The 12,365-nt window shown below is 53.3% G+C and carries 10 protein-coding genes; all 10 read left to right on the top strand.

Features of this window, described 5'->3' with window-relative positions; all coding sequences use genetic code 11:
- Positions 1-81 precede the first annotated feature (81 nt).
- The 10 genes from AC0LWN_RS15830 to AC0LWN_RS15785 all read left to right on the top strand — a co-directional run bounded on the left by AC0LWN_RS15830 (position 82) and on the right by AC0LWN_RS15785 (position 12,260).
- Positions 82-1,167 (top strand): outer membrane lipoprotein-sorting protein, encoded by a 1,086-nt coding sequence (locus AC0LWN_RS15830; RefSeq protein ID WP_474666877.1) that lies wholly within the window; start codon positions 82-84, stop codon positions 1,165-1,167.
- A gap of 236 nt (positions 1,168-1,403) precedes the next feature.
- A complete protein-coding gene (gene alr, locus AC0LWN_RS15825) occupies positions 1,404-2,585 on the top strand; it encodes an alanine racemase (protein WP_474666875.1) in 1,182 nt (393 codons plus the stop codon).
- A gap of 211 nt (positions 2,586-2,796) precedes the next feature.
- Entirely contained in the window at positions 2,797-3,078 is a 282-nt protein-coding gene (locus AC0LWN_RS15820) for a CopG family ribbon-helix-helix protein (protein WP_028530971.1), read from the top strand.
- Positions 3,079-3,081: 3 nt separating this feature from the next.
- Positions 3,082-3,432 (top strand): type II toxin-antitoxin system PemK/MazF family toxin, encoded by a 351-nt coding sequence (locus tag AC0LWN_RS15815; protein ID WP_019913013.1) that lies wholly within the window; start codon positions 3,082-3,084, stop codon positions 3,430-3,432.
- Between the two features lie 386 nt (positions 3,433-3,818).
- Positions 3,819-4,421: a TetR/AcrR family transcriptional regulator gene (locus AC0LWN_RS15810; RefSeq protein WP_474666873.1), complete on the top strand. Its 603-nt coding sequence runs from the start codon at positions 3,819-3,821 to the stop codon at positions 4,419-4,421.
- Positions 4,422-4,572: 151 nt separating this feature from the next.
- Positions 4,573-5,784 (top strand): MFS transporter, encoded by a 1,212-nt coding sequence (locus AC0LWN_RS15805; RefSeq protein WP_474666870.1) that lies wholly within the window; start codon positions 4,573-4,575, stop codon positions 5,782-5,784.
- A 146-nt stretch (positions 5,785-5,930) separates the two neighbouring features.
- The gene (locus tag AC0LWN_RS15800) at positions 5,931-8,096 is read left to right on the top strand and encodes a Tex family protein (RefSeq protein WP_474667122.1); all 2,166 of its coding nucleotides are present in this window, start codon (positions 5,931-5,933) and stop codon (positions 8,094-8,096) included.
- Positions 8,097-8,622: 526 nt separating this feature from the next.
- The gene (locus AC0LWN_RS15795; RefSeq protein WP_474666867.1) at positions 8,623-9,546 is read left to right on the top strand and encodes a GNAT family N-acetyltransferase; all 924 of its coding nucleotides are present in this window, start codon (positions 8,623-8,625) and stop codon (positions 9,544-9,546) included.
- Between the two features lie 219 nt (positions 9,547-9,765).
- The gene (locus AC0LWN_RS15790) at positions 9,766-11,061 is read left to right on the top strand and encodes a GntP family permease (protein ID WP_474666865.1); all 1,296 of its coding nucleotides are present in this window, start codon (positions 9,766-9,768) and stop codon (positions 11,059-11,061) included.
- Between the two features lie 50 nt (positions 11,062-11,111).
- Entirely contained in the window at positions 11,112-12,260 is a 1,149-nt protein-coding gene (locus AC0LWN_RS15785; RefSeq protein ID WP_474666862.1) for a glycerate kinase family protein, read from the top strand.
- Positions 12,261-12,365: the final 105 nt, after the last annotated feature.

Below are 12,365 nucleotides of genomic sequence, written 5' to 3'. Positions count from 1 at the left end.
GCCCGTCTGCATATTGCGGCCAAGTCCCTCATAGACATGTACTAATCAATGCTTTTCAAAACAGGTTAAGGGGATGATGTCATGCGCCGGATTACATGGGTACTCGCAATCATTATGAGCGTGACCCTGGTGCTCGCGGGGTGCGGGAAGAAGGATGCCGCTTCCGTGGTCAAGGATTTGAACAATGTGTCTGACAAGCTGGAGAGCAAGCAGGGGGCTTACCAGGGCTCGGGCACAATGACGCTGTACACCGGCGAGCAGCCGCAGGAGTATAGGGTAGAGGTATGGTACAAGAATCCTTCCTACTACCGGATCAGCCTGTCGAACCTCCAGAAGGATGTTACGCAAATTGTGCTGCGCAATGATGAGGGCGTATTCGTGCTTACACCAAGCCTTGGCAAAAGCTTCCGCTTCCAGAGTGACTGGCCCGACAATCAAGGCCAGGTCTATCTGTACCAGACGCTGCTCCGGGGCATAGTTGCCGACAACAACCGCCAGTTCGTGGAGGACGGCGACAATTATGTATTTGAGGTAGCGGCGAATTATCAGAGCAGCGCACTGGTCCGCCAGAAAATCTGGCTCGCCAAAAAAACCTATGAGCCGAAGCAGGTGCAGGTCTCCGATTCCGAAGCCAAGGTTGTGGTCAACGTGAAGTTCGACAGCTTCAAGTTCGATCCGGAATTTACCAAGGATTCTTTTGATATGCAAAAGAATATGACCGCAGGCACTCCGTCCAAAAGCACGGTGGCCGAGGTTGACGAGAACGGAAATCCGGTGGTTACACCGGAGAGTGGAGGGCAGGCCGATCAGCCGGCAGCTGCCGAGCTTGGCGACTTCGGGATTATTGAACCCGGTTATATTCCGGAAGGTGTAAAGCTCAAAGACTCCAATAAAATCGAAGGCAGTAAGGATCATTCCGTGCTCCTCCGCTATGACGGAATATACCAGTTCACGATCATCGAAGCACGGCCGCTGGACCACACTGTATCGCTGGCTCCGGGAACATTGATTGATCTTGGGTTCACCGCAGGGGTTCTGACCGGTGACGAGCAGCAGACGCTGACCTGGATGAGCGATGGAGTAGAGTACCGGATTACGAGTGCAAATCTTCCTAGGGACGAAATGATGCAAATTGCCGCTTCTATGGAGGAACAATCGGGTAAGTAAATATCAGTAGGCGGATACTGCGCATAGTGGGAGCCTTTCCTCTACATGCAGTATCCGTTTTTTCTAAAAATATGGAGGTGAATATGCTGGGAATTATACCTTTGCAGGATCAGCAGTAAGATCGTCCGGGTCACATTGACAGCCGCCTTCCATTAGCATTACCATTGACAGTAAGACATCAGATCCATACGATGCCGCAGAGATGATTTACTACAATGTTAGAAGGTGACTCGGAAGTGCAAGCAAGCTATCGACCTACAGTAGCCGAGATTAATCTCGATGATCTGCGTGCCAATTACGAGGCCTTCCGTTCGGTATTGCCGGCGGAGACCAAGTTCATGGGATGCGTCAAAGCAAATGCGTACGGCCACGGAGCAGTGGAAGTGACCCGGGAGCTGGAACGACTCGGAGCGGATTATGTGAGTGTTGCTTTTTTGGATGAGGCATTGGAGCTGCGTCAGGCGGGAATACTAATTCCTATTCTGGTGCTGGGCTACACCTCCCCGGAAGGGATAGCCGCTGCCTGGAAGAATCATGTAACCGTGACACTGTTCACACCGGAGGTACTGGAGGCGGTAAGACAGCTTCCAATTGATCCGGAGCACCGGCTGAAGGTGCACATCAAGATTGACAGCGGGATGGGACGGCTGGGGCTTTTTCCGGCTGACGCTCCCGATTTCATCGAAGAAGTGCATTCTGTAGCGCAGGCGGAGCTGGAGGGCATGTTCACACATTTTGCCAAAGCAGACGAAGAAGACAAAAGCTATACACTGATGCAGTACCGACGGTTCATGAGCGTGGCCGAAACGCTTCGGGACAGAAATATTGAAATCCCGATCATACATACGGGCAATAGCGCTACGGCCATTGATACACCTTTTCTATCCAGCAATATGGTGCGTGTAGGCATAAGCTTGTACGGTTTGTATCCCTCAACAGAGGTGAACCGCGAGCTGGTGAATTTACACCCGGTAATGAAGCTGAAGACGCAGGTAGTTTATGTCAAAACCCTGCCGCCGGGCTCCGGCATCAGCTACGGCACCCGGTACTTCACGGACAGGGAAGAGACCATTGCAACGCTTCCTGTGGGGTACGCTGACGGATATTCCCGCATGCTAACGGGCAAAGCGGAGGTGTTAATACGCGGACGCCGCGTTCCTGTCGTCGGAACCATCTGCATGGACCAGTGTATGGTAACGCTCGAATCTTTCGCTGAAGAAGCGGAACAAATCAAAGCTGGCGAAGAGGTTGTACTCATCGGCCGCCAAGGCTCCGTGTCCATCACGGCAGATGAACTGGCTCTCCATCTTGGAACGATCCACTACGAGGTAGTCTGTATGCTGGCTCACCGTGTACCCCGCGTATATGTGCGCGAAGGTGCTGCTTCAAGCCTGGTGAATCCCTTACTGCAGGCCTAATCCCCGTGCCGTGTGACTTGTGCAGGAATTGAATAGGAGGATAATACCGTATCGGCTATGTGACTTATGGTCTATACGAACCGCCATTTCTAGTTTATAATGGAATGCAGCATACTTGATATACTGGCGGCATATATTCTTTGTATAAAATTCCTTGTATAATGCAACACTGGAACACAAGGGTAGAAGGTTTGTGGGGGTGGAAGAGAAGGTGGCCAATTTGCAGAACACCAAAAGAATCATGATCAGCTTGCCCGATCATCTCTTGCAGGAAGTGGATGGAATCGTCCAATTAGAGAACTCCAATCGGAGTGAATTGATCAGGCAGGCCATGAAGCTGTATCTGAGCGAACGGAGAAAACGCACCATCCGGGAGTCGATGCAGCGTGGCTACATGGAAATGGCTAAGATTAATTTGACCATGGCATGCGAGGCTTTTCTCGCGGAGGAAGATGCAGACAGCACTCTTGGCCGCTTAGTAAGCGGGGTGTAGATATTGATCGTAAAACGCGGCGACGTTTTTTTTGCCGATCTTTCGCCGGTGGTGGGTTCAGAACAGGGCGGAGTACGGCCGGTACTGGTCATTCAGAACGACATTGGCAATCGCTTCAGCCCGACGGTAATTGTGGCAGCCATCACTGCCCAGATTCAGAAGGCTAAACTGCCCACGCATGTGGAGATTGATGCGGCTGCCCACGGCTTTGACCGGGACTCCGTCATCCTGCTGGAGCAGGTTCGGACCATTGACAAACAACGCTTAACGGATAAGATCACCCACCTGGACGACGAAACGATGAAGCTGGTGGATGATTCGCTGCAAATCAGCCTGGGTCTGATTGATTTTTGAACTAGGCAGACTATAGATCATTGATCGTGTAATAAGAGGCACACCGGATAAGCCGGTGTGCCTCTTTGAGTGGGACAGGCCTGGGTAATCTATATCAGTTGAACTAAAGAAAACATAAAAAGGGCAGAAGTGACGGAGGGGAAGTTTGGATACTTACGGAGCGTCAGCGACCGCCTGAGAGCTTTCCGTAGGAAAGCTGGCCGTATGATTAGGCTGTCTGCGGATTTCAACCGCAAAGAGCGGTAACAGTCAAGAAATCTGCAGGCGGGCAGCGGCACCAGACCCCAATATGAAAAATCTATAGTTCAACTGATATAACGCCGATTGGAGTTGGAACAATAGGTATGCTATAATTAGACCGGGCAGTCGGTTTAGAGGGGGTGGTCATGATAAAAGGACGTTCTGACGGAGAAGAAACGAAGAAACGAATTGTACAGCAGGCTTCGCAGTTGTTTGTGCAGAAAGGCTACGGAGCTGTGACAATGAACGAGGTCTGTTCGGCAGCCAAGGTCAGCAAAGGGAGCCTGTATCATCATTTTCCCAGTAAAGATGAGCTCTTTCTGCATGTGTTGGAAGAGGATCTGGAGCACTGGCTCTCGGAGTGGGAACAGAAGAAAAACCTTATCAGCGGTGCCGAGGAGCGATTCTATGCGCTTGGGGAGCATTATGCAAATGACTACCAGAATCCGCTGTTCCATGCGCTTGATGAATATTCAAGATCCAGAATCCATTCCGCAGAGGTGCATGAGCGTCTTGCACGGTTCTATGAATACTCCTCGAAGGCTTGCCGCGATCTCCTTCAGGAGAGTATGGATTCCGGGTACCTGATCAAGGGTGACCTGAATAATTATCTCGTTGTGCTCAGCGGCTTGCTGGATGGGGTCGGCAGAATCTGCGAGATTATTTCCATTGACAAAGAGCCTGAGGGAATTATGAAATATTACCGGGAAGCAATAGGGCTGCTGCTGCAGGGAATACGTGCCCGGTAGAGCAGTCAGTATATCAAAGTCTACGCAGATGAGCGGCACTGACTTTCTAACGGCCGGTGCCAACGTTTCTGCTGGCAGTGTATAATTAGACCGGATGGTCGGTCTTATAGGTGTGCTAAGAAATGGTTTTGAAATTTCGGAGGTTAATCAAATGAATTTACTACTTAGAAACAGGGGAGCGATGCTGCTCCTTATGCTGAATATTTTTCTGACGTTTACGGGAATTGGACTGGTTGTCCCGATTATGCCTACTTATATGAATGAGCTGCATATCGGAGGCAGTGTTGTCGGTCTGCTTGTGGCAGCCTTCTCCCTGACCCAACTGATCGTCTCCCCTTTTGCGGGCGGGCTGTCCGATAAGATGGGCCGCAAGAAAATCATTGTCGGCGGGCTGGTTGTATTTGCGCTGTCGGAGCTGCTGTTTGGTCTGGCTAATTCCACATGGGTGCTGTTTGCCGCCAGAATGCTCGGAGGTGTCGGAGCAGCAATGATTATGCCTGCGGTCATGGCTTATGTAGCGGATACAACCTCTATGGAGGAACGGGCCAAAGGCATGGGACTGATCAACGCGGCTATTACTACCGGATTTATCATCGGACCGGGAATCGGCGGGTATCTTGCTGAGCTTGGCATTCGTGTCCCGTTCTTCACCGCCGCTGTGGTAGCGGCACTTGTTGCTGTGGTGTCTGTTATTGTACTGCCGGAATCACGCTCAAATGCACAGCTTGCCACCGCGAGGACCAGCCAGGAAAATAAGGAAAGCCTTGTTTCTCAACTGGTGCGTTCCTACCGGGAGCCTTATTTCTTCGGACTCTTGATTGTTTTTGTGCTTTCTTTTGGGCTTGCCAACTATGAAACAGTATTCGGCTTGTTTGTGGATCACAAATTTGGGTTTAGTCCAAAGGATATTGCTTTTGTCCTGACCTTTGGCTCGATTTCGGGAGCGGTGATTCAGGTTACGGCGTTCAGTTGGATTCTGAAGCATTTCGGTGAGAACAGAGTTATTTCGGCTTCTCTGCTTGTCTCAGGCCTATTCATCTTCCTAACATTGTTTGTGCATGGCTACTGGGCTATCGTTACCGTGACCTTTATTGTGTTTCTTGCTATGGATATTCTGCGCCCGGCTGTCGGTACCCAGCTCTCCAAGCTGGCTGTAGAATCACAGCAGGGCTTCGTTATGGGCATGAACTCGGCGTATACCAGTCTCGGCAATATTGCCGGACCTATCGTTGCCGGCGTCTTGTTTGACCTGGATATCAACTTTCCTTATGCCATAGCTGCGATCGTACTCGTTCTGTGTTTCCTGATGTCGCTAGGCTCAAGAAAGCGTATGAGCCGTCCCGATGTGGAGATGAAGGGGTGAGCGGCTGCTCTTCTCTGGACTTTGGTGGCGGGGTCAATCTGTGATACTATTTCAGGTAGGGATTATTTGAACACAGATTGTGTACGGAAAGAGGGATTGCATTGACGGTGGATACGAATCATGCGGACAAGGCTGCTGAAGAGGCGCTGGTCCGGCAGGAGCAGGAAACGATCACTCAGGCGATAGCCAAGGAGCTTGGCATCAGTCTGAAGCAGGTGCGGACAACGGTAGGGCTGCTGGATGAGGGGAACACCATCCCCTTCATCGCCCGGTACCGTAAAGAAATGACCGGTGAGCTGGATGAGAATATGCTGCGCGATATTGAAGAACGGCTAAGCTATCTGCGCAATCTGAGCGACCGCAAGAAGGATGTGCTTCGCAGCATTGAGGAGCAGGGCAAGCTGACGAAGGAGCTGCAGGAGCAGATTCTGAAGGCGGTGAAGCTGCAGGAAGTGGAGGATCTGTACCGTCCGTTCCGCCAGAAACGCAAGACGCGCGCCAGTGTTGCCAAGGAGAAGGGGCTGGAGCCGCTTGCGGATTGGGTGCTGGAGCAGCGCCGTCAAGGCGATCCGCTTCAGGAAGCGGCGAAATATGTGGATGCGGAAAAAGGCGTCGAGAGCGCGGAGCTGGCGCTTCAAGGCGCGATGGACATCATCGCCGAGAACATCGCCGACGATCCTGCGATTCGCTCCTGGGTCCGCCAGTATACAGCCAGCCAAGGCGTGCTGGTATCGGAAGCAAAGGATACGGAGCAGGAGAGCGTCTACGAGAACTATTATAATTACCGTGAACCGGTACATAAAATGCCTCCGCACCGCATTCTTGCCATCAACCGCGGCGAGCGGGAGAATGTGCTGAAGGTCGGCATAGAGGTGACTGCCGACAAGATTCACGCCTTTATCCTGCGGAAGCTGGTTAAGGGGCCGTCTCCGGTCAAAGAGCTGCTGGAAGCAGTGACCGAGGATGCCTACAAGCGGCTGATCGCGCCTTCCGTGGAGCGCGAGGTGCGCGGGGAGATGACGGAAAAGGGGGAAACGCAAGCGATATCCATCTTCTCCGGAAATCTGCGCAGCCTGCTGCTGCAGCCGCCGGTGAAGGGTCGGAGCGTCCTTGGCGTAGACCCGGCCTACCGCACCGGCTGCAAGCTTGCCGTTGTGGACGACACCGGCAAGCTGCTGGAGGTGGCGGTCACTTACCCGACGCCGCCGAACAACAAGAAGAGAGAGGCGGCGGCGAAGTTCAAAGAGCTGATTGCCAAATATGGCATCCAGCTCATCGTCATTGGCAACGGCACCGGCTCGCGGGAGACGGAGCAGTTCACCGCCGAGGTCATCGCAGAGATCGGCGACCCGGGGCTGGCGTACCTCATCGTCAATGAGGCCGGAGCCAGCGTGTATTCCGCCTCCAAGCTGGCGCAGGAGGAGTTCCCGGACCTGGATGTGGCGGAGCGCAGCGCCGCCTCCATCGCCCGCCGCGTGCAGGACCCGCTCGCGGAGCTGGTGAAGATCGACCCGAAAGCGATTGGGGTCGGGCAGTATCAGCATGACGTATCCCAGAAGCATCTGGAGGAAAGTCTGAAGGGGGTCGTGGAGTCGGCGGTCAACCATGTTGGCGTTGACGTGAACACAGCTTCGGCATCCCTGCTGTCCTATGTTGCCGGAGTTAATGCGACGATTGCCAAGAATATCGTCAAATTCCGCGAGGAGAACGGCAAATTCACCACGCGCAAGCAACTGCAGAAGGTGCCGCGCCTGGGCGCGAAATCCTACGAGCAGTGCATCGGCTTCCTGCGCATCCCGGGCGGCGACAACACGCTGGATAGGACTCCGATCCACCCGGAATCCTATCCGGTGGTAGACCGCCTGTTCCGTGAGCTGGGGCTGGATGTGGCTGCGCTTGGCAGCAAAGAGGTAGCCCAGCAGCTTCAGGCGCAGGACGCCGCCGAGCTGGCCGTGAAGCTGGATGTCGGCGTGCCTACGCTACGCGACATCCTGGAGAGCCTGCAGCGTCCGGGCCGCGATCCGCGCGAGGAGCTGCCGCAGCCGATCTTCCGCACGGATGTGCTGAAGATCGAGGACCTGGTTCCCGGCATGGAGATGCAGGGAACCGTGCGGAACGTAATCGATTTCGGCGCCTTCGTCGATATCGGCATCAAGAACGATGGGCTGGTGCATATTTCCCAGCTCAGCGGCAGCTTCGTGAAGCATCCGATGGATGTTGTCTCCGTGGGAGACAATGTTACCGTCTGGGTGCTGGGCGTTGACCTCAAAAAAGGCCGGGTCAGCCTGACCATGCGCCCGCCGCGCGAGTAGTACCTGAAATGGAGCCATCTGCATGGGGAGACCTGGCAGATGGCTTTTTTTGTTTAGGGAATTGTGAGAGTGAAGTGGAAAAAGTAAACTTAAATGTACTCAGAAGCGTTCCGCAGGGACGTTAGTTGGAATAAGTAAACTTAATTGGGGGGATTTCAGCTAGAATGCTACGAATCAGCCGGATTAGGTGGACTTTTTCCCACAAGCGCTTGCTTTGGAGCGTGAGGGTACAGAATTAAGTTCCCTTTTTCCACTTGGGTCTGTCCTCATAGTACAAGTTGGCTCCAGTATTCCAGCAATTCCTAAACTCAAAACGGCTGCACTATTCAGTTAACGACAGCGCTGACGTTTTGTTCTTCGGAAAATCATGATTTCCGATAAGCTGCTATTGCTTTTTGACTCCAAATGATGAATATATCCAGCAGCCCGCTCAACGTACTAAATAGTTTTAATCATTTTTCCTCTACCTGGGCCTTGTTCGCCCGTGCTATGATTTGGAAAAATATAGATAGGTGGGTAGTAACTATTGAGTGAAATTGTTATTCGGAATTTTGAGCAGGCGGACATGCCGGCGCTTGGCGAGTTTTATAATGCGGTGATTTCAAGTGGACAGGCGATCTCTTGGTGGGTGGGCGAAGAAGCGAACTGGGTGAATGTGTTTGGCGCTTTTGAAGGTAATCAGATGGTCGCCAAAGGCCAGGTTGAGGTGTTTAATATTATTCCGCCGGCAAGTACGCCGGAGTGCAAGCATAAGCTGTTCATCAATCTGAAAGCTGCACCCGGCAGGGAAGAGGATACGGCGCTGCTGGATGGGGTGTATAGCCTTCTGCTGGCCCGGGCCCGTGAATTGAAGGAGACACTGCCGGGCAGTCACAGCACCTTATTATGTGTGGGGAATTATGCGGTAGAGGAGAGCTACCACCGGTACTTTCAAGAGCGGCAGGGGTATCGGCCTCTGCAAAATCTGTACAGCATGGAGCGGGACTCGTCGGAGCCTATTGCGGAGCTAGTTCTTGCTGAAGGACTGGACTGCATGCATTGGAGTATGGAGACCCGCGAGGAACAGGACCTGTATTTGAAGCTGGAATCCGAGGTATGGCCGGATGCTCCGCTTGGAGCAGAGCGGCTTGCCGAGTATCGGGAGCATCCGCTGTGGACCGCGATCATTGCCCGCGAAGCAGGAACGATTGTCGGCAGTGCGATGGTCTGGCAGGAGGACGAAGGCGGGGTTATAGAGGATGTGTTCGTCAGGGAAGCTTGGAGAAGACGCGGCATTGCCAGCTTTTTGCTGGCTGAAGTCTTGAAATATTTGCAGGGACACGGGCTTGGAAACGCATCGCTGGTAGCCCGGACGGACAATGACTCTGCACTGGCCCTTTATACTTCTGCCGGTTTTCAGACGGAAAGCGAAGAAACCAGATATTACATCGAGCTTAAGTCCTCTGAATAGCGTACTTTGGTCTCAACAACGATAACAAACCTCCCGTTAATGACAGTCTGAGGCTGTATTAGCGGGAGGTTTTCTTTTACCGCCTCTTTCAGAGAACGGTCAAAGCCGGTTCTAGTTGGTCAAATGCACAATGCATTTCGTCCGATCATCAATATTTTTTTATATAGGGCAGCCTTTATACTGAAAGCGTGTTCAACAAGAGCTATAGGAGGCTGTACAATGGAAGGGTTAACAATAGGTTGGTACGGGGCACTGGCGGGACTGGCGCTTGCGATCATTCTGATCCTGAGAAAGCTGAATCCGGTTTACGCGTTATTCCTGGGGGCTATCGTGGGTGCGCTGATTGGCGGGGCCAATCTGGAACAGACGGTCAGCATACTTGTAAGCGGTACGCAAAGTGTCATGGGCACGGTCCTGCGTGTGCTTGCCGCCGGTGTATTGGCCGGGGTGATGATGGAGTCGGGGGCGGCTGAGACGATAGCCCAGGCCATTGTAAGAAAATTCGGCGGCAGCAAGGCCATTCTTGCGCTTGCCCTGGCCACGATGATTATTACAGCGGTCGGTGTATTTATACCCGTAGCCGTGCTGATAGTGGCACCGATTGCTTTATCTGTAGGCAACAAAATGGGAATTTCAAAAACGGCGCTGCTGCTGGCACTCTCCGGCGGCGGGAAGGCGGGGAATATCATTTCACCCAATCCCAATACGATTGCTGCAGCGCGGGGGTTCGATCTCGATCTGAGCCATGTGATGCTGGCCGGCTTCATTCCGGCAGTGTGCGGCCTGATTGTAACCGTTATTGTAGCTTCTCTTCTGAAAAATAAAGGTGTGAAGGTGCTTGATGAGGAAGCAGTATACAACGAAATCGACACCTCCAAATATCCTCCGCTTGGCAAGGCTATAGTGGCACCGCTGGTTGCGGTCATCCTGCTGATGATCAACCCGATTGGTTCGTTCACGGGGATTGAGGTTTTGTCCAGCATTAAGGTTGATGCGCTGTATATTCTGCCGCTGGCCGGGATTATTGGTCTCTTGGCTATGGGGCAGGGGAATAAAATTCTGGCGTTTACCTCGTCCGGTCTGAATAAAATGACGGCGACAGTGCTGATTCTGCTCGGCGCTGGCGGGATTGCCGGGCTGATTGCCGCTTCCGACTTGTCTACCCAGATCGTCAGCCTGATTCAGGCGGCGGGGATTTCGGGAACCTTCCTGGCACCGATTTCCGGTATTTTGATGGCGGCGGCGACAGGCTCCACCTCGACAGGCGTTATTTTGGCGACAGGTTCGTTTGGACAAGCGATTCTGAATATGGGCACGGCGCCGCTTGCCGCAGCGGTCATGGTGCATACAGGTGCAACCGCTATCGACTCACTGCCGCAGGGCAATTACTTCCACGTCACGGCGGACAGCATGAAAATGTCAATCAAGCAGCGGATGGGTCTGATCCCTTACGAAGCAATTGTAGGCGGAACGATGGCGGTTGCAGCGACGATCATATACGGCTTTTTGTTATAGGATACAGGTTCTCTAGGGTTTGGTTCTAACATCTGGTATGGGGTGAGGATATGAGAGAGAAAGAGAAAACATTTGTGCTGGCACCGGACTCCTTTAAAGAGAGCATGACTGCCAAAGAGGTTTGTATCGCAATGGAAAAGGGTCTGCGGAAGGTCTATCCGACGGCTAATTACATTCATGTGCCGATGGCGGATGGCGGGGAAGGAACCGTACAGTCGCTGGTCGATGCTTCAGGTGGAGAGATCCATTATAAAGAGGTAACTGGACCGCTTGGGCAAAAGATTACCGCGAAATACGGCATTCTTGGCGGCGGGCAGACTGCGGCGATTGAGATGGCTTCCGCAAGCGGCATCCATCTGGTGACCAAGGAAACCCGGAACCCCTTGATTACAACAACATACGGCACCGGAGAATTGATCCGGGAATGTCTTGACCGGGGCATCCGCAAGATTATTATCGGCATCGGCGGCAGTGCGACGAATGACGGCGGCACAGGCATGGCCGAGGCGCTTGGGGCCAGATTTCTGGATGAGGCAGGAGCGGAGCTTCCCCGTGGCGGCGGCAGCCTGGACAGGCTGGCACGGATAGACGTATCTTCGCTGGATGAACGCCTGCAGCATGTTCAAATGGTTGTGGCCTGCGATGTGACGAATCCGCTGTGCGGGGAGCAGGGAGCTTCGCGGGTGTTCGGCCCGCAAAAAGGAGCAACGCCGGAGATGGTGCAGAAGCTGGACGATAATCTTGCCCATTACGCACAGATCGTGAAGCAGCAGCTTCACAAGGATGTGTCTGAGCTGCCTGGTGCGGGTGCTGCCGGAGGCTTGGGTGCGGGACTCTTGGTCTTCACCCAGGCGGTGCTGCAGAAGGGGATCGAGATTGTTATCGAAAATACCGGCCTGAAGGAAAAGCTGGCTGGCGCTGATATGGTATTCACCGGCGAAGGCGGCATTGACTTCCAGACGAAGTTCGGAAAGACGCCCTACGGCGTCGCCCGTGCCGCCAAAGCCGGCGGACAAAAGGTCATTGCCATCGCCGGTTATATCGGTGAGGGAATTGATGCCCTGTATGAGGAAGGTTTTACGGCGATCTTCGGCATCGTTCCGGGGGCCTCTGATCTGGAGAAGCTGCTGGCCGAGGGGCCGCAGAACGTTGAGCGGACCTGCGAGAATATTGCGCGAATCCTGAAACTAAGCGAATAGAGTACAAAAAGCGGCCCGGGAGCATGCTCTCAGGGCCGCTTGATGTGTGGGGCTGCCATGTATATTATTGGATGTTCAAGCAGAGTATACCCATTAGTCCGAAAG

The organism is Paenibacillus sp. sgz302115, from assembly GCF_056120445.1.
Note: the sequence above shows the minus strand (reverse complement) of the source record. Positions and strands in the feature narration are given on the sequence as shown.